Origin of the sequence: Rhizobium sp. Rhizsp82 (assembly GCF_047325115.1) — a bacterium.
Lineage (GTDB): Bacteria > Pseudomonadota > Alphaproteobacteria > Rhizobiales > Rhizobiaceae > Rhizobium.
On record NZ_CP168570.1, the window covers coordinates 2,713,793 to 2,735,708 of the forward strand.

The window sequence follows — 21,916 nt, forward strand, 5'->3', positions numbered from 1 at the left end:
CGGGATCAGTTCATCCCGGCGCGGGCTTCGGCCTTCGCTTTGGCGATATCGCGCAGCGCGCCGGCCAGCACATCCGGCGTCTGTGCGCCGCTGACGGCATATTGCTGGTCGAAGATGAAGAACGGCACGCCGTTGACGCCCATCTTCTGCGCCGATTCGATTTCTTCGACGACGAGAACCTTGTCGGCATCCGAAGCCAGCAGCGAAGCGGTCACGGCGCGGTCGAGACCGGCCTTCTCGGCGACATCGAGCAGGACGGCGTGATCGCCGACATTGCGGCCTTCTTCGAAATTCGCCTTGAACAGGCCGTTGACGACCTTGTCGGCCTTCTCACGGTCCTCGATCATCGCCCAGTGGATCAGCCGGTGCGCATCGAGCGTGTTCGGTCCGATCTTGATCGCCTCGAAATTGAAGTTGATGCCGACTTCCTTGCCGAAATCGGTAAGCATCTTGTGGGCCTGAGCCACACGCTCGGCGCCGCCGAGCTTTTCTTCCAGGCTCTTCTTCTGATCGACGCCTTCAGGCGGATAGTCGGGGTTCAGCCGGTAGGGGCGCCAGTTGATGTCGACGCCGACCTCGTCCTGCACTTCGGCAATGGCGAGCTCCAGCCGCGCCTTGCCGAGATAGCACCACGGGCAGACGACATCCGAGACGACGTCGATGGTAATGCGTTCCATGGTGTTTTCCTTTTCTGGCTTCGGTGCTTCACGCCATCTATGCGCTCACGCCGCCGACTTCAACCAGGCAGGAAAAAGGAACCGCCTACTGGGCGCTTTGGTCCCACCAGGCCGGCAGCTGGTATCCGTAGAGCGGCACCTTGTCCGGATGACCGATGCGCTTGCTTCGGGCGATCCATTGCTGGTCGATGTGATAGAGCGGTAGCACATAATGGCCCGACAACAGCAGCCGGTCGTGAGAGCGCACGGCCGCGGTGAAATCCTCGTCGGAGCGGGCCGTTAGCAGATGCTTGATCGCCGTATCGACATCGGGATCGGCAACGCCGGCAAAATTAGAGCTGCCCTCGCGGTCGCGGCTTGCCGATGCCCAATAGGAGAGCTGCTCGTTTCCGGGTGAGAGCGACGAGACATAGGATTTGACGATGACGTCATAGTCGAAGCTGTTGGTCCGGCTCTGATACTGCGAATCGTCCACGGTGCGGATCGATGTGGTAATGCCGAGCGTCTGCAGTGAGCGCTGATAGGCGATCGCCAGTTTTTCCTGATCGGCATTCTGCGTCATGATCTCGAAGGCGAGCGCCTTGCCCTTGGCATCGGTCATCTTGCCGTTCTTGATCGAATAACCGGCTTCCTTGAGGACATCGACGGCCTGCTTCAGCACCTTGCGGTCACGGCCAGACCCGTCGGTAACCGGCAGCTTGTAGGTGCCGTCGAGGATTTCAGGATCGATCTTGTCCTTCAGCGGCCCGAGCATCGCAAGCTCGTGCGCATCGGCCGGGACGCCGAAGCTTGAGAGCTCGGAATTCTGCCAAAAGCTTTCCGTGCGCTTGTACGCACCCGAGAACAGGTTCTTGTTCGCCCATTCGAAATCGAAGACCAGCGACAGCCCCTCGCGCAGCTTGACGTTCTGGAACATCGGCCGGCGGGTATTGAAGACGAAGCCGAACATGCCGCTCGGCAGCTGCGGCTGGAACGTGTCCTTGATGACGGCGCCGGAACTGACCGCCGGGAAATTATAGGCGGTCGCCCAATGACCGGGGCTTCCATCCGGATAGACGTCGACATCGCCCTTCTTGAAGGCTTCGAACAGCGTCGTGTCCTGCAGGAAATACTGAACGGTGATCCGGTCGTAGTTGTCCATCCCGACCTTGGAGGGGATATCCTTGCCCCAGTAATTCGGGTCGCGCTCGAAGGTGATGCTCTCGCCGGGCTTCACCGTGGCGATCTTGTACGGCCCGGAACCGACCAGCGCCGTCAGCGACGTGCGGTCGAAGGTCTCAGGGTCGATGAGATGCTTCGGCAGCACCGGCATCAGCCCGAAGATCATCGGCGTCTCGCGATCGGCCTTTTCGTTGAAGGTAAAGCGGACGCTGCGCTCGCCGACTTTCTCCATCTTCGAGACCAGGTTGAGCCGTGTCGAGAAGGGCACCCGGCCCTTGTCGCGCAAGAGCTCGAAGGTGAACATCACGTCTTCGGCCGTCACCGGCTGGCCATCAGCCCATTTCGCCTTCGGATTGAGGTTGAACTGGATGAAGGTCCGGTTGTCGTCCCACTCGACGCTTTCGGCGAGCAAACCATAGAGCGTGAAGGGCTCGTCGCGCGAACGCTGCAGCAGCGATTCGTAGACGAGATTGCCGTAATCAGGGTCCCACATGCCGCGCGCCGTCGTGCGCATGCTCTTCAAGATGAACGGATTGAGATTGTCGAAGGTGCCGACCACGCCATAGGTGATATGGCCGCCTTTCTTCACATCCGGATTGACGTAAGGGAAGCTCTTGTAATCAGCAGGCAGCGCCGGCTGGCCATGCATTGCAATGCCGTGAAGCGGCTCGGCGGCAGCGGCGGTGCAGATGAGGGCGAAGACGGCGGGCAGGGCGATCCGGAGCATCTCTGAATTTCCTTTCCGGCAGGGCTCGATTCGCGCGAAGACTATCACGGAGCGCGAAAAATCGAACATTCACGCCCTCAAATCTTTACGAGCATCCAGAAATTGCCAAAGAAATACTGGATATCTGGAGCGCCTCAATGTAACAGGTGTTCCCGAAGTTCGGGGTCATGCATTTGCCTCATTGTTTTATGAGGTGGAGTGCCGAATGACCCGGTTGGAGAGGGCTGCAGGTCGCGGTCCCGAATGGGTATCAGGAGACGGAATCCGTTATGATCTTCAAGTCTGAAAAGAAAATGCGGGCAGCCCTGTCCGTTCTCGCAATTGCCTTCGGCGCCGCCTCGGCACCGGTGTCCTCCTTCGCTCAGGACGCCGCCAATGCCCCGCAGCAGGCTGCCGGCGCACCGCGGCTCGGCTGGTACAAGACCTGCAGCAAGCAGGAAGACAACGACATCTGCGTCGTTCAGAACCTGATCCTCGCCAATGGCGGCCAGCTGGTCACGGCTGTCGGCCTCATCAGCGTTTCCGGCAAGGTCAACCGCAAGATCCTCCAGGTCTCGGTCCCGACCGCCCGCCTGATCCCGCCCGGCATCATGATGCAGATCGACAACAACAAGGGCCAGAAGCTCGACTACGCAGTCTGCCTGCCCGACAAGTGCACGGCTGAACTGCCGCTGACCGACGCGATGATCGCCAGCCTCAAGAAGGGCAGCGACGTGATCTTCACCTCGATCAACTTCCGCCGCGCTCCGAACCCGATCAAGATCTCGCTCGAAGGATTCACCGGCGCTTATGATGGCGAAGCAGTTTCCGAATCGAAGCTTGCCGAAAGCCAGAAGAGCCTGCAGGACAGCATGCAGAAGAAGGCTGAAGAAGCTCGCAAGAAGCTGGAAGACGCGCAGAACGCTGCAAAGACCGCTCAGTAAGCGTCTGACCATATCGCATCGGAAAACCCGGCCATCGCGCCGGGTTTTTTTGTTGCCGCAGACAAAGAAAAAGCCCGCCAAAGAAAAACCCCGCCGGAGCGGGGTTTCCTTAGATTGGTATTTGATGCGCTTAGTTGGCCAGGCTCATCTTGGGCTTGAACTGGCCGGTCGGCGCCATGTCGAAGATCTGGTAGACCTGCTCATTGCGCAGCGGCACGCCGCTTTCGTCATTTACCAGGTTCTGCTCCGAGACGTAGGCGACGTATTCGTTCTCGTCATTTTCGGCGAGCAGATGATAGAACGGCTGGTCCTTGCTGGGGCGAACTTCGGCGGGAATGGAGTTCCACCACTCCTCCGTATTCGCGAATTCCGGATCGACGTCGAAGATCACGCCGCGAAACGGAAATACCTTGTGCCGGACCACTTCACCGATACCGAACTTTGCAACTCTTTCTTTCATGGTACGACTTCCTTTCATCACCAGATTTGGTGATTGGGCCTGCTCAAATCAAGATTTGTGCAGGATTTCGTCACATGAGTGTCATGTCGCCATCAGCCTCAGTGACATCGAGAAAAGCCCCGGCTTTCGCCAGGGCTTTCCGGTATTCGCTTATGCCGAGTAGTACATGTCGTATTCGACAGGATGCGGCGTCATTTCGAAGCGCATCACTTCGGCCATCTTCAGCTCGATGAACGAGTCGATCTGGTCGTCGTCGAAAACGCCGCCGGCGGTCAGGAACTTGCGGTCCTTGTCGAGGCTTTCGAGCGCTTCGCGCAGCGAGCCGCAGACCGTCGGGATCTTCTTCAGTTCCTTCGGCGGCAGGTCGTACAGATCCTTGTCCATGGCCTTGCCCGGATGGATCTTGTTCTTGATGCCGTCGAGGCCGGCCATCAGCATCGCTGCGAAGGCGAGGTAGGGGTTCGCCATCGGGTCCGGGAAGCGGACTTCGACGCGCTTTGCCTTCGGGTTGCTGCCGAACGGAATGCGGCAGGAGGCCGAGCGGTTGCGGGCCGAGTAGGCCAGCAGAACCGGTGCTTCATAACCCGGGACGAGACGCTTGTAGGAGTTCGTCGACGGGTTGGTGAAGGCGTTCAGCGCCTTGGCATGCTTGATGATGCCGCCGATGAAGTAGAGGCAGGATTCGGAAAGGCCTGCATATTCGTCGCCTGCGAAGCCCGGCTTGCCGCCCTTCCAGATCGACAGGTGGACGTGCATGCCCGAGCCGTTGTCGCCGAAGATCGGCTTCGGCATGAAGGTCGCCGTCTTGCCGTAGGCATTGGCGACCTGGTGCACGACGTATTTGTAGATCTGCATCTTGTCGGCGTTGCGAACCAGCGTGTCGAACTTGATGCCGAGCTCGTGCTGGGCGGCAGCCACTTCGTGGTGGTGCTTTTCGACGACGACGCCCATTTCGCTCAGAACCGTCAGCATCTCGGAACGCATGTCCTGGGCGCTGTCGATCGGCGGAACCGGGAAGTAGCCGCCCTTGACGCGCGGACGGTGGCCGAGGTTGCCGGTTTCATATTCGGTGTCGTCGTTGGACGGCAGTTCGGTCGAGTCGAGCTTGAAGCCGGTGTTGTACGGGTCGGCCTTGTACTTGACGTCGTCGAAGACGAAGAATTCGGCTTCCGGGCCGACGAATACGGTGTCGCCGATGCCGGATGCCTTCAGATAGGCTTCGGCCTTCTTGGCGGTGCCGCGCGGGTCGCGGTTATAGGCTTCGCCCGAGACCGGATCGAGAATGTCGCAGATGATGACCATCGTCGACTGCGCGAAGAACGGGTCCATGTGAACCGTGTCGGTATCCGGCATGAGAACCATGTCGGACTCGTTGATGGCCTTCCAGCCGCCGATCGAGGAACCGTCGAACATGACGCCGTCGGCAAACATGTCTTCGTCCACACAGACGACGTCCATCGTCACATGCTGCAGCTTGCCCTTGGGGTCGGTGAAGCGCAGATCCACGAACTTGACGTCGTTCTCCTTGATCTGCTTCAGAATTTCGCTTGCACTCGCCATGAAACACTCCCTTTGATTTGCTATGACGACTTGGCTTTGCCTCTTGGGGGCAAGGCCTGCTTAAATAGCGTCGATACCGGTTTCGCCAGTACGAATGCGGATGACTTCCTCGACATTCGACACGAAAATCTTGCCATCGCCGATGCGGCCGGTCTGGGCGGCCTTGCGGATCGCGTCGATGACGGCTTCGGCGTTCTCGTCGGCGAGAACCACTTCGACCTTCACCTTCGGCAGGAAATCGACAACATATTCGGCGCCACGGTAAAGCTCCGTGTGGCCCTTCTGGCGACCGAAGCCCTTTGCTTCCGTAACCGTAATGCCCTGCAGGCCGACTTCCTGAAGGGCTTCCTTCACTTCGTCGAGCTTGAAAGGCTTAATGATCGCTTCGATCTTTTTCATGAGAAAATGACTCTCCGCTTCTCCCGTTAAAGCGTGCGTATGCCGCTCGCGAAACATGATGCAGGTATCATGCCAGTTCGCAACGGGCCAGATCGAAAAAATGCGGCAAATGCACCCAAAACCGCGCCAAGGCTCCTGTTTAGCTGCGATTTTTCGTAAAAAGATGACAATTTCGATCGGAAAAAATCGAAAACACCGCGGAAATCGCAGATTTTTCTGTGGAGACGAGTTTCGGTTTACCGAGTGCGTATGGGCTAAAAATAGGCAATTGCACAAATAATGATCTCGTCTGTATCGCCCGAAACCGGTTGTTTTTTAGGCGTTTTTTGACTTCAATGGGGTCATGACCGATCGATTGAGTGAATTGCTCCTGACGCCCGCCGAAATGGCGGCTGTCGACAAGGCCGCGGCCGAAAGCGGCATCGACAGCTTTGCGCTGATGAGCAGCGCAGGCGCGGCTGTGGCTGCGGCCGCGATGCGGCTTTATCCCGGCGCACTTCGCTTCGCCGTCCTCTGCGGACCCGGCAACAATGGCGGCGACGGCTATGTGGCAGCCCGCTTCCTGGCCGAGAGCGGCGCAGCGGTCGCTCTCTTCCAGCTCGGCGATCCCGAACGGCTGAAGGGCGACGCCGGGCGGGCCCATTCCGAATGGACCGGCGATGTCGAGCCGCTTGAAGAATACCAGCCACAAGACGGCGACGTCGTCATCGATGCGCTGTTCGGCGCCGGACTGAGCCGCGATGTGTCCGGCGAGGTCGAGGACGTCATCTCGGCCGTGCGCTGGGCGGATTTGCCCGTGATCGCCGTCGATCTGCCATCGGGCATCGACGGTGCGACGGGCGAGGTGCTCGGCGCAGCCTTTTCAGCGACGCAGACGATCACTTTCATGACCCGCAAGCCGGGCCATCTCTTGATGCCGGGCAGGGAGCTTTGCGGGGCGCTCGATGTGATCGATATCGGCATTCCCGCCCGGATCGTCCGCGCACATGCTGGCTCTGATATCGCCGAAAACACCCCGGCCCAATGGGCGCATCTGACGCCGTCGGCGCGGCTGGAGACCCACAAATACAAGCGCGGCCATCTGGTTGTCTTCTCCGGTTCGGCAGGAAAGACCGGCGCGGCGCGGATGTCGGCGATATCGGGCCTGAAGGCCGGTGCAGGTCTGGTGACGATCGCAGCGCCGGCGGAAGCGCTTGCGGAAAACAGCGCGCATCTGACGGCTGTCATGCTGCGCGAGATCGGCGATACGGAACAGCTGGAAGAATGGCTGGAGGATGACCGGCTGCAGACTTTCGTGCTCGGGCCGGGCTTCGGGATCGGCGAGCAGGCGAGGGACTATGCGGCAGCGCTGAGCGATCGCCGCCTGGTGCTCGATGCCGACGGCATAACCTCGTTCCGCCAGGAGCCTAAGCGCCTGTTCGACCTGTTCGCCGGTGGCGACCCGCGTCTGGTCCTGACGCCGCATGACGGCGAGTTCGCCCGTCTCTTCCCCGATATCGCCGCCGATACCGGGCTCGGCAAGACCGCCAAGGCACAGATGGCGGCAAAGCGCGCCAATGCGGCGATCGTCTTCAAGGGTGCCGATACCGTTATTGCCGCACCCGATGGCCGCGCGCTGATCAACACCAATGCGCCGGTCTGGCTGGCGACAGCAGGGTCCGGCGACGTGCTTGCCGGCATCATCGGCGCCTATCTGGCGCAGGGCCTTCCGGCCTTCGAGGCGGCGGCGATCGGCGTCTACCTGCACAGCCTCGCCGGACAGCGCGCCGGCAAGGGGCTGACGGCGGAAGATCTCGCCGCCCACGTCCTGCCGTTCTGACCGCCGGAGATTACTTGCCGACCTCTTCCTGCAGCGCGATGGCGCCGAAGGGGGCGTTCACCTTGCCCTCATGGATCATGAAGGCGAAGACGTCGCGCGGCTCGGCCTTCACCTTGCGATCCGCGTCGATGACAGGCAGATCGTCGGGCACCTTGCCTTCGGCCCAGGTCTCCAGCCGCTTTGCCCAGGCCTTTAGGTCCTTGGGAGGGTAGCAGGTCCTGATCTCGTCCGAGCCCTTCTGCAGCCGCGCATAGACGAAATCCGCAGTGACGTCCGCTATCATCGGATAGTCGAAATGCTCGGCGACAACGGGCGCCACGCCGTACTTGGCGAGCAGCGCCACGAAATCCGGCGCCTTGAAACTGTCGTGGCGGACCTCGACGACATGGCGCAAGGGCAGGCCATCCTGCTTGTCGGGCAGCAGCTTCAAGAACGCTTCGAAATCGTCGGGCTCGAACTTCTTGGTCGGCGCGAACTGCCAGAGGATCGGCCCGAGACGGTCGCCGAGCTCCGTCAGTCCCTGTGTCAGGAACCGCTGCATGGATTCGCCGGCCTCGCCCAAAACCTTGCGGTTGGTAACGAAGCGGCTGGCCTTCAGCGAGAAGATGAAACCATCGGGCACATCCGCGCCCCATTTTGCGAAGGTCTCAGGCTTCTGCGAGCTGTAATAGGTGCCGTTGACCTCGATGACCTTCAGCTGGCGGCTGGCATAATTGAGCTCGTCCTTCTGCTTCAGGTCGGAGGGGAAGAAATGATTGCGCCAAGGCTCGAATGTCCAGCCGCCGATACCGACGCGGATAGTGCCGGATTTGCTCATTCTCTTCCTCCCTTTGCCCGTTCAGGCGATTTGCTTTGCCATGTCGACGATCACCCATCCTGGCCGGTAGGGGTTCGGCCGTCGACCCGTTTCCTGAAAGCCGAAGGCGCGGTAGATCGCGATATTCCTCTCCATCCGCGCATTGGTGTAGAGCCTGACTTCCGGCAGCTCCCATTCGCGCGTCTTGTCTTCCACCCAGCCGAGGATCGTACGGCCGATCCCGCGGCTATGATGATCAGGCGACACGGCGATACTGAACAGCATCGTGTGATCCGCGTGGCGTTCAAGAACGGCGAGCCCGCCAGGCTCGCCATCGATATCGAGCAGCCACACCTCGCCATTGGCGATCCGCGGCGCGTAATCCTCGCGCATCGGTAGCGGCTCGCCGTCGAACTCCGTGACATAGGGGCCGTAAGCCGCCATGGTCAGGCGGCGCACGGTCTCAAGATCGTCAGCGGCCGCCTGTCTCAGCATCTCACTCGGCCGCCGCGACCGTCTTCTTCACCGGGCGACGCTCCAGTAGCTCCTTCAGGAAGTGGCCGGTATAGGAGCGCTTCTCCTTGACGATCGCCTCAGGCGTGCCGGTCGCAACGATCTCGCCGCCGCCATCGCCGCCTTCGGGGCCGAAATCGAGTACCCAGTCGGCTGTCTTGATGACTTCGAGATTGTGCTCGATGACGACGACGGAGTTGCCCTGGTTGACCAGCTCGTGCAGCATTTCCAGCAGCTTGGCGACGTCGTGGAAGTGCAGGCCGGTCGTCGGCTCGTCGAGAATGTAGAGCGTGCGGCCGGTCGAGCGCTTCGACAGTTCCTTGGCGAGCTTGACGCGCTGCGCCTCGCCGCCCGACAGCGTGTTCGCCTGCTGGCCGACTTTGATATAGCCAAGGCCGACATCGAACAGCGACTGCAGCTTGTCGCGCACCGCGGGAACGGCAGCGAAGAACTCGACGCCTTCCTCGACCGTCATGTCGAGCACGTCGGAGATCGACTTGCCCTTGAAGGTGACGTCGAGCGTCTCGCGATTGTAGCGCTTGCCGTGGCAGACGTCGCAGGTGACGTAGACATCCGGCAGGAAGTGCATCTCGATCTTGATGACGCCGTCGCCCTGGCAGGCCTCGCAGCGGCCGCCTTTGACGTTGAACGAGAAGCGGCCCGGCTGATAGCCGCGCGCCTTGGCTTCCGGCAGGCCGGCGAACCAATCGCGGATCGGCGTGAAGGCGCCGGTATAGGTCGCCGGGTTCGAGCGCGGCGTGCGCCCGATCGGCGATTGGTCGATATCGATCACCTTGTCGATATGCTCGAAGCCGTCGATGCGGTCGTGATCGGCCGGGATTTCGCGCGCGCCCATGACGCGGCGCGCTGCCGACTTGTAGAGCGTCTCGATCAGGAAGGTGGACTTGCCGCCGCCGGAAACACCCGTCACCGCTGTGAAGACGCCGAGCGGGATCGAGGCGGTGACGTTCTTCAGGTTGTTGCCCCGGGCGCCGACGACCTTGATCTCCTTGCCCTTCTTCGGCTTGCGCCGCTCATCGGGCACGGGAACGCCGAGTTCGCCGGAAAGATACTTGCCGGTCAGCGACTTCGGGTTCGCCATGATGTCCTGAGGCGTGCCGTGGGCGATGACCTGACCGCCGTGAATGCCGGCGGCCGGGCCGATATCGACGACATCGTCTGCGGTCAGGATCGCGTCCTCGTCATGCTCGACGACGATGACGGTATTGCCGATATCGCGCAGGTGCTTCAGCGTATCGAGCAGGCGGGCATTGTCGCGCTGGTGCAGGCCGATCGATGGTTCGTCTAGAACGTAGAGCACGCCCGTCAGGCCCGAGCCGATCTGCGACGCCAGGCGAATACGCTGGCTTTCGCCACCCGATAGCGTGCCCGAATTGCGTGACAGGCTGAGATATTCGAGGCCGACATCGTTCAGGAAGCGCAGGCGGTCGCGGATTTCCTTGAGGATGCGCACGGCGATCTCGTTCTGCTTCGCCGTGAAATGCGACGGCAGCACTTCGAACCAGTCGCGGGCGACGCGGATCGACATCTGCGTGACCTCGCCGATATGCAGCTTGTCAATCTTGACGGCGAGCGCTTCCGGTTTCAGGCGGTAACCGGCGCAGGACGGGCAGGGGGCGGCAGACATGAAACGCTCGATCTCCTCGCGCGCCCAGGCGGAATCCGTCTCCTTCCAGCGGCGCTCGAGATTGGTGATGATGCCTTCGAAGGTCTTGTGCGTCGTGTAGGAGCGCGCGCCATCGGCATAGTGGAATTCGATCTTCTCTTCCGTGCCGTTCAGGATCACATCCTGCGCCTTGGCGGAGAGATCGCTCCAGCGGTTGCCGAGCTTAAAGCCGAAATGCTTGCCGAGCGCTTCCAGCGTCTGATTGTAATAGGGAGACGAGGACTTGGCCCAAGGTGCAATCGCGCCGTCGCGCAGCGTCCGCTCCGGTTCCGGGATGATCAGGTTGGCGTCGATCTTCTGCTGCGCGCCGAGACCGTCGCAGGTCGGGCAGGCGCCGGCGGGGTTGTTGAACGAGAAGAGACGCGGCTCGATCTCCGGAATGGTGAAGCCGGAAACCGGGCAGGCGAATTTTTCAGAAAAGAGCACGCGCTCATGCGTCTCGTTCAGCGACTTGTTGGCCGAGCCGCCGGCAGCGGTTTCCTCCGGCGGCAGAGGCTTGTCGGCGAATTCGGCGACCGCCAGGCCATCGGCGAGCTTCAGCGAGGTCTCCAGGCTGTCCGCCAGGCGCGAGGACATGTCGGCACGCACGACGATACGGTCGACGACGACGTCGATGTCATGCTTGTACTTCTTGTCGAGGGCCGGAACGTCGGCGATCTCGTAGAACTGGCCGTCCACCTTGACGCGCTGGAAGCCCTTCTTCATGAGCTCAGCGAGTTCCTTCTTGTACTCGCCCTTACGGCCACGCACGAGCGGCGCCAGAATATAGAGACGCGTGCCCTCGTCGAAGGCGAGCACGCGGTCGACCATCTGGCTGACCGTCTGGCTCTCGATCGGCAGGCCGGTGGCCGGCGAATAGGGAACGCCGACGCGCGCAAACAGCAGACGCATATAGTCGTAGATCTCGGTGACCGTGCCCACCGTCGAGCGCGGATTGCGCGACGTCGTCTTCTGCTCGATCGAGATGGCAGGTGAGAGGCCGTCGATCTGGTCGACGTCAGGCTTCTGCATCATTTCCAGGAACTGGCGCGCATAGGCCGACAGGCTTTCGACATAGCGCCGCTGCCCTTCGGCATAGATCGTGTCGAATGCCAGTGAGGATTTGCCGGACCCTGAAAGGCCCGTCATCACGATAAGCTTGTTGCGCGGCAGATCGAGGTCGATGCCCTTCAAATTATGCTCACGCGCGCCGCGGATGGAAATCGTCTTCAGTTCGCTCATCGTCTTCTGCTTTGGTCTCTTGGATGAAGCCCCTTATTTAGTGATGCTCGCGGGCGAGTCGAGGCTCAAATCCGGGGTAGGAGAAGGTTTTCGATTCTGTTGACAGGATCATAGTGAATAATTAGAACAAAGAAAGAACAAAATTCCTTGTGGATGACGGCCCGATGGACGCGCCTCGCAAGGGCTCTATAGTTTAAGGTACACCGATTGTTTCAAGCGCCGCCGGGCAGGGCGGCAGGTAAGGTGAAAAGCATGGCTGGTAGCGTAAACAAGGTAATTCTGATCGGAAACGTGGGCGCCGACCCCGAAATCCGCAGGACCCAGGACGGCCGTCCGATCGCCAACCTGCGTATCGCGACCTCAGAGCAGTGGCGCGACCGCAATTCCGGCGAACGCCGCGAAAAGACCGAATGGCACACCGTCGTCGTCTTCAACGAAGGCCTCTGCAAGGTTGTCGAGCAATACGTCAAGAAGGGCGCCAAGCTCTATATCGAAGGCGCGCTGCAGACCCGCAAGTGGCAGGACCAGCAGGGTCAGGACCGCTACTCGACGGAAGTCGTGCTGCAGGGCTTCAACTCGACGCTGACGATGCTCGATGGCCGTGGCGACGGCGGCGGCGCAAGCTCCGGCTTCGGCGGTGGCGGCGGCCGTGGCAACAACAACGATTATGGTGGCGGCGGTGGCGGCTACGGCGACGATTACGGCGCGCCCTCACAGTCCTCCGGCGGCGGCCGTGGCGGCAGCAGCAGTGGCGGCGGTGGAGGCGGCAACTTCTCGCGAGATCTCGACGACGACATCCCATTCTGAGAACCGGACGGATCAAATGAAAACGGCGCCCCTTGAGGCGCCGTTTTTGTTAGGCCGGTGTGGCGCTGATCAGATTGAGCGCCGCCTTGGCGCCATCGACCACGAACTGCACCGCCAGGGCCGCCAGGATGACGCCGAGAAGCCGCGTCAGGATCGCCCGGCCGGTGGCGCCGAGGAAACGGTCGAGCCTGTCGGCGACCAGCAGTGCGCCCAGCGTGATCAGCAGGTTGGCGGCGATGACGATGATCAACTGCGCCCGCTCGATCGACGAGGCGAAGGCACCAGAGAGCAGGATCGTCGCCGAGATCGCGCCCGGACCGGCAACCAGCGGGATCGCCAGCGGGAAGACGGCGATATTCTGGATGTGGTCCTTGGTGATCGCGACTTCGCTGGTCTTCTCCTTGCGGTCCTGGCGCTTCTCGAAGACCATCTCGAAGGCGATCCAGAAGAGCAGCAGGCCGCCCGCGAGGCGAAACGCCCCCATCGAGATGCCGAGCACGCCGAGGACGCCGGCACCAAACAGCGCGAAGACCGCGAGGATGATGAAGGCGATCATCGAGCCGCGCAGCGCCACCTGCTTACGCTGGGGCCGGCTCATGCCAGCGGTCAGCCCCAGAAAGATTGGCGCCAGCCCCGGTGGATCGATGGTCACGAGCAGGGTGGTGAAGGCATTGATCAGTTGGTCGGTGCTTGCCATTCGGTCTCCAAAACACCATATGAGGCGAGGTTTTCGCGATTGTGGAGCGACTGCCCGCGTTTGGCAAACCGCCTGTTTTCACGTAGGCCTCCTCCCGGCGCAAAAACGCCAGAATTGCCGCCTTTCCGCCGTAAAAGCCTGTTCAAAACTCCCGCTCAAATTGGCGCGGGACGGGGCTTTCCGCTATAAATCTTTCAGTGATTCTACAAAGAGATCGTGATCTGTTTTGACTGAACAAACACCCCCAGGCGGCGGGAAGCTCCCGCCAGGTATCGAGCCCATCTCCATCATGGAGGAAATGCAGCGGTCGTATCTCGATTACGCGATGAGCGTTATCGTCAGCCGCGCGCTTCCTGACGTGCGCGACGGCCTGAAGCCCGTCCACCGGCGCATCCTTTACGGCATGTCCGAGCTCGGCATCGACTGGAACAAGAAATACGTCAAATGCGCCCGCGTCACCGGTGACGTGATGGGTAAATACCATCCGCACGGCAACTCGGCGATCTACGATGCGCTCGCCCGTATGGCGCAGGACTGGTCTCTTCGCCTGCCGCTGATCGACGGCCAGGGCAATTTCGGCTCTGTCGACGGTGACCCGCCGGCGGCCGAACGCTACACCGAATGCCGCCTGGAAAAGGCCGCGCATTCGCTGCTCGACGATCTCGACAAGGAAACGGTCGATTTTCGCGACAACTACGACGGCACGCTTTCCGAGCCGTCGGTGGTTCCGGCGAAATTCCCGAACCTGCTGGTCAACGGCGCAGGCGGCATCGCCGTCGGTATGGCGACCAACATCCCGCCGCACAATCTCGTCGAAGTCATCGACGGCTGTATCGCGCTGATCGACAATCCGGCGATCGAACTGCCGGATCTGATGCAGATCATCCCGGGTCCGGACTTCCCGACCGGCGCAAAGATCCTCGGCCGTTCCGGCATCCGCTCGGCCTATGAGACGGGCCGCGGTTCCGTGGTCATGCGCGGCGTTGCCACGATCGAGCCGATGCGCGGCGATCGCGAACAGATCATCATCACCGAAATCCCCTATCAGGTGAACAAGGCGACGATGATCGAGAAGATGGCCGAGCTGGTGCGCGAAAAGCGCATCGAGGGCATCTCCGACCTGCGCGACGAATCCGACCGCCAGGGCTACCGCGTCGTCGTCGAGCTGAAGCGCGACGCCAATGCCGACGTCATCCTGAACCAGCTCTACCGCTATACGCCGCTGCAGACCTCCTTCGGCTGCAATATGGTGGCGCTGAACGGCGGCAAGCCGGAACAGCTCAACCTGCTCGACATGCTCCGCGCCTTCGTCGCCTTTCGCGAAGAAGTCGTTAGCCGGAGAACGAAATTCCTTCTCCGCAAGGCGCGTGAGCGCGCCCACGTCTTGGTCGGTCTGGCGATCTCGGTTGCCAATATCGACGAAGTCATCCGCGTCATCCGCCAGGCGCCGGATCCTGCGACCGCACGCGAACAGCTGATGACGCGCCGCTGGCCGGCAGCGGATGTCGAAAGCCTGATCCGTTTGATCGACGATCCGCGTCACCGGATCAACGAGGACATGACGTATAACCTCTCGGAAGAGCAGGCCCGCGCCATCCTCGAACTGCGTCTCGCCCGCCTGACGGCGCTTGGCCGCGATGAAATCGGCGACGAGCTCAACAAGATTGGCGAAGAAATCAAGGATTACCTCGATATTCTCTCGTCGCGCATTCGCATCATGACCATCGTCAAGGAAGAGTTGGGCGCCGTTCGCGACGAGTTCGGCACACCGCGCCGCACCGAGATCATCGATGGCGGTCTCGAAATGGACGATGAAGACCTCATCGCCCGCGAAGACATGGTCGTGACCGTCTCGCATCTCGGTTATATCAAGCGCGTGCCGCTGACCACCTACCGTGCGCAGCGCCGCGGCGGCAAGGGCCGCTCCGGCATGACCACCCGTGACGAAGATTTCGTTAGCCGGCTATTCGTGGTCAACACGCATACGCCCGTTCTGTTCTTCTCGTCGCGCGGTATCGTCTACAAGGAAAAGGTCTGGCGCCTGCCGATCGGTACGCCGACCTCGCGCGGCAAGGCGCTCATCAACATGCTGCCGCTCGCACCCGGCGAACGCATCACCACGATCCTGCCGCTGCCCGAGGATGAGGACAGCTGGGAAAGCCTCGACGTGATGTTCTCGACGACGCGCGGCACCGTTCGCCGCAACAAGTTGTCGGATTTCGTCCAGGTGAACCGCAACGGCAAGATCGCCATGAAGCTGGAAGAGGAGGGCGATGAAATCCTCTCCGTCGAGACCTGCACGGAGCACGACGACGTGCTTCTGACCACGGCGCTCGGCCAGTGCATCCGCTTCCCAGTCGATGACGTCCGTGTCTTTGCCGGCCGCAACTCGATCGGTGTTCGCGGTATCAACCTCGGCGATGGCGACAGCATCATCTCGATGACCATCGTCGGCCATGTCGATGCCGAGCCGTGGGAACGTGCTGCCTATCTGAAGCGTTCCGCTGCAGAGCGTCGCGCAACCGGCGTCGATGAGGAGGATATCGCTCTTGTCGGCGAGGAAGTCACCGAAGAGGGACAGCTTAACGACGAGCGCTATGAAGAGCTGAAGGCACGCGAGCAGTTCGTGCTGACGGTCTCCGAAAAGGGTTACGGCAAGCGTTCCTCGTCTTACGACTTCCGCATCTCCGGCCGCGGCGGCAAGGGTATCCGTGCCACCGACACGTCGAAGACGGGCGAAATCGGCGCACTCGTCGCTGCCTTCCCGGTTGATGACGGCGACCAGATCATGCTCGTCTCAGATGGTGGCCAGCTGATTCGCGTTCCGGTCGGCGGCATCCGCATCGCCAGCCGCGCGACGAAGGGCGTCACGATCTTCTCGACCGCAAAGGATGAGAAGGTGGTTTCGGTCGAGCGCATCAGCGAACCGGAAGACGATAGCGAAGACGTTGGTGAGATCACCAACGAAACGCCGATCGAAGCCGGCGCAGTGCCTCCGGCAACCGAAGGCGACGAACCTTCATCTTCCACGGAAGAATAATTTAACCGGCTTTGGCTGGAAAACCGGGCGGCCCCTGCCGCCCGGTTTTTTTATGCGCTAAAGAGATTCCTGCTAGTCTGAGTTGATTTTAGGGTGAGGGAATCATGGGGAATTGGACGCGGCGCGGCGTTCTCGTTGCGGGCTCGGCGATCGCCGGCGCCGTTGCAGGGCAGTATCTTCTGACGCCGGTGAGCGATCCTGGTCCGGCTTTCCCGCCAGAAGACGATGTTTCCTCAAGCGCCACCATTCTCAATGACGCAGGCGAGCTATCGCCGACCCCGGTCGCCCAGCATCTGACCTTTAGCGAGCCGCCGCAGGACGCGTTGATTGGCAAGCTCCGTGCCGCACTTGTCGACGCCCGCAGCAACGGTCAGTCGTTCGCCGCCAGCGCCGCGCGCCATTCTATGGGCGGCCATAGCCTGCCGCTGAACGGAACGGCACTGACCCTCGATCAGGATTGGCTGGAGGCCGACACCTCGGCCAAGACCTATCGCGTCGCAGCCGGTGCCCGCTGGTCGACGATCATCCGCAAGCTCGATGCGATCGGCTTTTCGCCCGCCGTCATGCAGTCGAACAACGATTTCGGCGTCGCCAGCACCTTTTCCGTCAATGCCCACGGCTGGCCGGTACCCTTTAGCGGCTGCGGTAGCACCGTGCGCTCGATGAAGATGATGACGGCTGATGGCAATCTGCTGACCTGCTCGCGCACTGAAAATACCGAGCTCTTCAATCACGCGATGGGCGGCTACGGCCTGTTCGGCGTCATTACGGAACTTGAGCTCGACATGGTGCCGAATACCTTGCTGGACCCGAGTTTCGAGCATCTGGCCGGCGAGGATATCGGCCGCCGCTTTGCCGAGGTCCTGGCGTCCGATCCCACAATCCAGATGGCCTATGGCCGCATGGATATCTCGCTCGACCGCTTCTTCGAGGATGCGCTGCTGATCACCTATCGCCCCTCGGCCGATCAGTCGAACATTCCGGCAGCGACCGGCTCCGGCCTGATCAGCCACGTCTCGCGCGAAATCTTCCGCCGCCAGCTCGGCTCGGACGGCGTCAAGCATATGCGCTGGTGGACGGAGGCGGTGCTGAACCCGCAGATCGCTGCCGCATCGACCCGCAACAGCCTGATGAACGAACCCGTCATCACCCTCGACGACCGCGATCCGACACGCACCGATATCCTGCACGAATATTTCGTCTCGCCATCGCGCTTTGCCGATTTTGTCACGGCCTGCCAGGAGGTTATCCCGGCCTCTTATCAGCAGTTGCTGAATATCACGCTACGTTATGTGAATACCGATAACGATAGCGTTCTGGCCTACGCGACGGAGCCGCGCATTGCCGCGGTCATGCTGTTTTCGCAGGAAAAGACCGTGCGCGGTGAAGCCGATATGGCGCGAATGACCGAGGCGCTGATCGAACGCGTCATCGCCATCGGCGGCAGCTATTATCTGCCGTATCGGCCGCATGCACGCCTCGACCAGTTGCAGCGCGCCTATGTCCGGTCGGGTGATTTCGCTGCGGTGAAACGCAAGGCCGATCCCGGCCTGCTGTTCCGCAACCGCTTCTGGGATAATTATCTGGGCAAGATCTGAGGGGGAATGATGAGCAAGCTTCGACTGATTGCCGGGCTTTATACTGTGGCGCTGCTGTTTGCCGCGGCGCTGAATTACATTCCCGGCCTGACGGACGCCGAGGGCAGGGCCTTCGGCATCTTCGCGCTCGACATCTATGATGACAGCCTGCATCTGGCTTCGGCGCTCTGGGCTGCGATCGCTGCCTATCTCTCGGTGCGAGCCTCGCGCTTCTTCCTCTTCTATTTCGGCCTGCTCTATTTCACCGATGGCCTGCTCGGCCTGATCACCGGCTCCGGCTATCTCGATCTCGGCATCGTCAATTACGGCATCCAGGATCTGCCGTTCGGCTTCAAGGTCCTCGCAAACCTGCCGCATCTCTTCCTCGGCGGCGCAGCGATCGCATCGAGCTACATCTTCCGCAGCGAGGCGCGCTGATGCGCCGGGCTTTCAAGATCCTCGCATTGTTCGTCGCCGCCGTCGTCGTGGTTGTGCTCCTCCTTCTGAGTCCTGCCGCCTATGTGGAGACCTTCTGCCATGCCGATCCGCAGGCAGATAGCTACAGCCCGCTGATCCGCGATCCGGCGATGCGCCGCGAGGAGGCCAATACCTTCCTGACCTATCCCGAATGGCATATCGTCTATGCCTATGACGGTCTCGCCGAGGTCTTGAAGACGGGCGACGAATACCGCTTCGACTATCTCGCCAGCGTCAAGGATTTCTGGAAGGCCGATTGTGCACTGACGGCGATCGCCGACCGCCACGGCGGCGCCGACACGCAGACGCGCATGATGGTCGCGACGATCGGCGTCAGTTTCACCCTCGAAATGGGCCTGAAGGCCGCCTACGAAGAAACGCTGGGACGGCTGACCGCCTATTGGCGTGGCGATCAGAAGACCCCGCAGGATAGTGTCGCCCGCGACATGGCGATCGATTACGCCGCCTTCCTGCGCCAGACGCCCTGGTACAAATATCCCTTCCAGCCACAGATCGACAAGCTCTGGGCGGCACCCGTCGATGAGCCCCTGCGCGGTTGGGAACGTCGCCTGGCGCTCGGCGGTGAATGGAAGGCGAAGATCGCCTATGCCGGAATGATCGCCGATGCGGTGGCAGCCACCGGCGAGGCCAAGCTGACGATCTTCTCCGTTGTTTCCGGTATGCCGGCCGAGGCACTGTCAACAATGCCCGATGTCCGCGTCATCTCCGAGAGTGCCAATGGCATCCTCATCGAAACACCGCGCTACGACCGTTTCACCCATATTCTCTCCGACATCGCCAAGGCGGGCGGAAATGTCCGGGAGATTGCCGGAAATGACCAGATCATGGTGTCGCTGACCGCACCGGCGAGCGATCAGGCGCCGCCGCCCGGTGAACTGATCGCCCGCTTCCCGCGTGCCGGTTTCGACAGCGACCGCCTGCTGGTTCTGGTCAGGATCACCGATCTGGCGCAGCTGCTGCGCGACCGGCCGATTGCCGATCCCGGCATCGAGCATATATTCGACTTCTGAAAGGGAGTGCGGTGATGGTATTTGCGCGGCGGATCGCAAGAACGGGCGTGACGGCTCTCATCATCCTCTGCGCCGTCTTCATGCTGTTTGCCGGCATTTTCGCCGCAACTGGGGAGGCGCCTGCCGCCATGGTCTTCCGCCCGCCCGGCAGCCCGGCGAGCCTTCCTGACGGCGTCAAGCTGCTGCGCTGGGGATCGGTCTTTGCTGTGGTGCGTGGTGAAAGCCCCGATTACGTCCGCAAGCTCTATGCATCGGGAGCAATCCTCGTACTGCCCTATCGCAAGAGCGGCTGCCTCGCCTATCGCCCGGCATAAGGACAAAGAAAAAGCCGGACGCGGGGAGGGCGTCCGGCTTTTTGAATTGCCCGAGCGCGGAGGGGAATGCGCTCAGGGCAGGGGAACTGGCTTTAGAAAGTGATGCGCTTTTCGTTGTAAGCCTTCACCTCTTCGCTTTCACGGCGAAGAGCGGAAATCGTTGACGCCACGGACACGATGAACATTACGCTGATGAGGGCGGTCAGAACGGTCAAAATCGTGAACATGGGCAATCCTTTCCGAAGTTGCGTTCACGTTCCTCAGTACTGGCTTACGATTGCCGTGCGGGCAGCGGCGTAAGGGCCATATACCTTGGACGTATCAGGCTTCTGGTCATAGAGTGCGACAGTTGCAGTAAGCATTCCCGTAATCATTGCCATCCAGAAAACGTTAATGACGGTAATCTTATCAGGCATCTTCTTTTCCTTCTTGCGCGTATCGCATCTACGCTTCGGTGTTTAAATGCATCCGCCTGGAAATGGTTCCGTGGGATGTTGACGTGTCGTTTACTAAGCTTGGTCTGAAGCGACCTTGAATGCCTCGTTCATCTGGCGTTCAGATTCGAGGCCCGTTTTCACCGCAGCCGGCCGAGCTGGCGCATCAGTGCATCGTGCTCGCTGACCTCCGGGCGCACCCAGCGTACCTCGTACTTCTCCTTGAGAAGCCCATAGGCCACTTCGCCGATAAGGGAGATGATGACGGCAAGGGCGATCAGGAGCATGAGCATCGAAGTGACTTCCGGGGAGAGCCGGATGCCGGAATGGCATCGGCTGCGTTGATGATTTTGATTATGCAGATCGCACCTGAAACGGCCTTGAACGACCCATTCATCAGCCGTTCACGCACCCGGCATCGGCATGCCAAATGACTTGCGGTAAAGGGGCATCCATGACAAAAGGCAACGAACGAAACGGCCGGGTCCCATGACGCTTGCTTTTTATCCGGGGTCCTTCGACCCGATCACCAACGGACATATGGATGTGCTTATTCAGGCGCTGAACGTCGCCGAAAAAGTCATCGTTGCGATCGGTATTCATCCGGGCAAGGCGCCGCTGTTTTCCTTCGAGGAGCGCGCCGATCTCATCCGCCAGTCGCTCGCCGAAATCCTGCCGCAGAAGGCTGCCGGCATCGAGGTCGTGTCTTTCGACAATCTCGTCGTCGATGCGGCGCGCAAGCATAAGGCCTCGCTGCTGATCCGCGGCCTGCGCGACGGCACCGATCTCGACTATGAAATGCAGATGGCCGGCATGAACCGGCAGATGGCGCCGGATATCCAGACCATCTTTCTGCCGGCCGGAACGGCCTCGCGGCCCATAACCGCCACATTGGTCCGTCAAATCGCCGCCATGGGTGGAGATGTCAGCGCCTTCGTACCGGCCGCAGTTCTTAAAGCCCTTCAATCCAAGCGCAAATCTTGAGGCGGTTTTCCGCCGCACCGGAGCTACAATGAAACTCTTTTATGTTGCCTTTGCCGCCGTGCTCTATGTCGCGTCCTTCGTTGGCGACGCCCTTGCAGCCGACACGCTGACCATCCAGCTGAAGGACGGCCCCGTCGTCATCCAGCTCGCTCCCGACGTTGCGCCGAAGCACGTTGCCCAGATCGAAGCGCTCGCCAAGAAGGGCGCCTATGACAACGTGGCCTTCCACCGCGTCATCGACGGTTTCATGGCCCAGACCGGCGACGTCCAGTACGGCAACATGTCGAAGGGCTTCGATCCGAGCCTCGCAGGCACCGGCGGTTCCGATCTTCCGAACATCCCCGCCGAGTTCTCCAAGACACCTTTCGTGCGCGGCACGGTCGGCATGGCGCGCTCGCAGGATCCGGATTCGGCCAATTCGCAGTTTTTCATCATGTTCGCTGACGGCTCCTTCCTGAATGGCCAGTATACCGTCGTCGGCAAGGTCGTTTCCGGTATGGAATTCGTCGACAAGATCAAGAAGGGCGAAGGCCAGAACGGCGAAGTCAGCAATCCTGACCGCATGGTCAAGGTCACCGTCGCCAAGTAACCAGAAGCAAGCAGTTCAAGAAC

21 protein-coding genes and 1 pseudogene are annotated in these 21,916 nt (G+C 61.0%); 10 read left to right on the top strand and 12 right to left on the bottom strand.

The features are described from left to right. Window positions 1-5: 5 nt before the first annotated feature. Entirely contained in the window at window positions 6-677 is a 672-nt protein-coding gene (locus ACEN84_RS18465; RefSeq protein ID WP_413709479.1) for a DsbA family oxidoreductase, read from the bottom strand. A gap of 85 nt (window positions 678-762) precedes the next feature. Continuing rightward, the gene (locus tag ACEN84_RS18470; RefSeq protein ID WP_413709480.1) at window positions 763-2,565 is read right to left on the bottom strand and encodes an extracellular solute-binding protein; all 1,803 of its coding nucleotides are present in this window, start codon (window positions 2,563-2,565) and stop codon (window positions 763-765) included. Between the two features lie 269 nt (window positions 2,566-2,834). On the opposite strand from ACEN84_RS18470, the gene ACEN84_RS18475 reads away from it, so the two are divergent. Beyond that, window positions 2,835-3,488, top strand: a complete 654-nt coding sequence (locus ACEN84_RS18475) for an invasion associated locus B family protein (RefSeq protein WP_413709481.1) — start codon at window positions 2,835-2,837, stop codon at window positions 3,486-3,488. 130 nt (window positions 3,489-3,618) lie between these two features. Here the strand turns inward: ACEN84_RS18475 and hspQ are convergent, their stop codons facing one another. From hspQ to ACEN84_RS18490, 3 genes are all read right to left on the bottom strand, one after another. Next, window positions 3,619-3,948, bottom strand: a complete 330-nt coding sequence (gene hspQ / locus ACEN84_RS18480) for a heat shock protein HspQ (protein ID WP_130278340.1) — start codon at window positions 3,946-3,948, stop codon at window positions 3,619-3,621. A 150-nt stretch (window positions 3,949-4,098) separates the two neighbouring features. Further along, a complete protein-coding gene (gene glnA, locus ACEN84_RS18485; RefSeq protein WP_203428899.1) occupies window positions 4,099-5,508 on the bottom strand; it encodes a type I glutamate--ammonia ligase in 1,410 nt (469 codons plus the stop codon). Window positions 5,509-5,568: 60 nt separating this feature from the next. After that, window positions 5,569-5,907 (bottom strand): P-II family nitrogen regulator, encoded by a 339-nt coding sequence (locus tag ACEN84_RS18490; protein WP_003539626.1) that lies wholly within the window; start codon window positions 5,905-5,907, stop codon window positions 5,569-5,571. A gap of 343 nt (window positions 5,908-6,250) precedes the next feature. Here ACEN84_RS18490 and ACEN84_RS18495 point away from each other — a divergent pair, with 343 nt between their 5' ends. Beyond that, window positions 6,251-7,726, top strand: coding sequence for an NAD(P)H-hydrate dehydratase (locus tag ACEN84_RS18495; protein ID WP_413709482.1), 1,476 nt, complete (start codon window positions 6,251-6,253; stop codon window positions 7,724-7,726). Window positions 7,727-7,736: 10 nt separating this feature from the next. Here ACEN84_RS18495 and ACEN84_RS18500 read toward each other — a convergent pair whose 3' ends face one another. Genes ACEN84_RS18500 through uvrA form a run of 3 tightly spaced genes read right to left on the bottom strand, consistent with a single transcriptional unit; the run spans window position 7,737 to window position 11,943 of the window. Continuing rightward, window positions 7,737-8,543 (bottom strand): DUF72 domain-containing protein, encoded by an 807-nt coding sequence (locus ACEN84_RS18500; RefSeq protein WP_413709483.1) that lies wholly within the window; start codon window positions 8,541-8,543, stop codon window positions 7,737-7,739. A 21-nt stretch (window positions 8,544-8,564) separates the two neighbouring features. Then, a complete protein-coding gene (locus ACEN84_RS18505; protein WP_413709484.1) occupies window positions 8,565-9,017 on the bottom strand; it encodes an N-acetyltransferase family protein in 453 nt (150 codons plus the stop codon). 1 nt (window position 9,018) lies between these two features. Then, window positions 9,019-11,943 carry an excinuclease ABC subunit UvrA gene (uvrA, locus tag ACEN84_RS18510; RefSeq protein WP_413709485.1) on the bottom strand — a complete coding sequence of 975 codons (2,925 nt, stop codon included), beginning with the start codon at window positions 11,941-11,943 and terminating at the stop codon, window positions 9,019-9,021. A 252-nt stretch (window positions 11,944-12,195) separates the two neighbouring features. Here uvrA and ACEN84_RS18515 point away from each other — a divergent pair, with 252 nt between their 5' ends. Then, the gene (locus ACEN84_RS18515) at window positions 12,196-12,750 is read left to right on the top strand and encodes a single-stranded DNA-binding protein (protein WP_413709486.1); all 555 of its coding nucleotides are present in this window, start codon (window positions 12,196-12,198) and stop codon (window positions 12,748-12,750) included. Between the two features lie 49 nt (window positions 12,751-12,799). Here the strand turns inward: ACEN84_RS18515 and ACEN84_RS18520 are convergent, their stop codons facing one another. Further along, window positions 12,800-13,447 carry a MarC family protein gene (locus tag ACEN84_RS18520; protein WP_112711885.1) on the bottom strand — a complete coding sequence of 216 codons (648 nt, stop codon included), beginning with the start codon at window positions 13,445-13,447 and terminating at the stop codon, window positions 12,800-12,802. Between the two features lie 226 nt (window positions 13,448-13,673). Here ACEN84_RS18520 and gyrA point away from each other — a divergent pair, with 226 nt between their 5' ends. The 5 genes from gyrA (at window position 13,674) to ACEN84_RS18545 (ending at window position 19,886) form a co-directional block, all read left to right on the top strand. Further along, a complete protein-coding gene (gene gyrA / locus ACEN84_RS18525; RefSeq protein WP_130278335.1) occupies window positions 13,674-16,487 on the top strand; it encodes a DNA gyrase subunit A in 2,814 nt (937 codons plus the stop codon). A 104-nt stretch (window positions 16,488-16,591) separates the two neighbouring features. Then, on the top strand, window positions 16,592-18,085 hold the full coding sequence (locus tag ACEN84_RS18530; protein WP_413709487.1) for an FAD-binding protein: 1,494 nt from the start codon (window positions 16,592-16,594) through the stop codon (window positions 18,083-18,085). A 9-nt stretch (window positions 18,086-18,094) separates the two neighbouring features. Beyond that, window positions 18,095-18,502: a hypothetical protein gene (locus tag ACEN84_RS18535; RefSeq protein ID WP_130278333.1), complete on the top strand. Its 408-nt coding sequence runs from the start codon at window positions 18,095-18,097 to the stop codon at window positions 18,500-18,502. After that, window positions 18,502-19,572, top strand: coding sequence for a hypothetical protein (locus ACEN84_RS18540; protein ID WP_413709488.1), 1,071 nt, complete (start codon window positions 18,502-18,504; stop codon window positions 19,570-19,572). The genes ACEN84_RS18535 and ACEN84_RS18540 overlap by 1 nt, the downstream gene beginning before the upstream one ends. A 14-nt stretch (window positions 19,573-19,586) precedes the next feature. Further along, complete coding sequence (locus ACEN84_RS18545; protein ID WP_413709489.1) at window positions 19,587-19,886, top strand: hypothetical protein; 300 nt, start codon at window positions 19,587-19,589, stop codon at window positions 19,884-19,886. A 92-nt stretch (window positions 19,887-19,978) separates the two neighbouring features. Here the strand turns inward: ACEN84_RS18545 and ACEN84_RS18550 are convergent, their stop codons facing one another. From ACEN84_RS18550 to ACEN84_RS18560, 3 genes and pseudogenes are all read right to left on the bottom strand, one after another. Next, window positions 19,979-20,113 (bottom strand): hypothetical protein, encoded by a 135-nt coding sequence (locus tag ACEN84_RS18550; protein ID WP_281438207.1) that lies wholly within the window; start codon window positions 20,111-20,113, stop codon window positions 19,979-19,981. Between the two features lie 33 nt (window positions 20,114-20,146). Further along, a complete protein-coding gene (locus tag ACEN84_RS18555) occupies window positions 20,147-20,302 on the bottom strand; it encodes a hypothetical protein (protein ID WP_165402599.1) in 156 nt (51 codons plus the stop codon). A 158-nt stretch (window positions 20,303-20,460) separates the two neighbouring features. After that, window positions 20,461-20,684: pseudogene (locus ACEN84_RS18560) on the bottom strand (hypothetical protein). Between the two features lie 125 nt (window positions 20,685-20,809). Here ACEN84_RS18560 and coaD point away from each other — a divergent pair. Together coaD and ACEN84_RS18570 are read left to right on the top strand one after the other, a co-directional pair. Then, entirely contained in the window at window positions 20,810-21,304 is a 495-nt protein-coding gene (gene coaD / locus ACEN84_RS18565; protein WP_413709490.1) for a pantetheine-phosphate adenylyltransferase, read from the top strand. A gap of 28 nt (window positions 21,305-21,332) precedes the next feature. Next, a complete protein-coding gene (locus ACEN84_RS18570; RefSeq protein WP_112711895.1) occupies window positions 21,333-21,893 on the top strand; it encodes a peptidylprolyl isomerase in 561 nt (186 codons plus the stop codon). The last annotated feature ends 23 nt before the right edge of the window (window positions 21,894-21,916 follow it).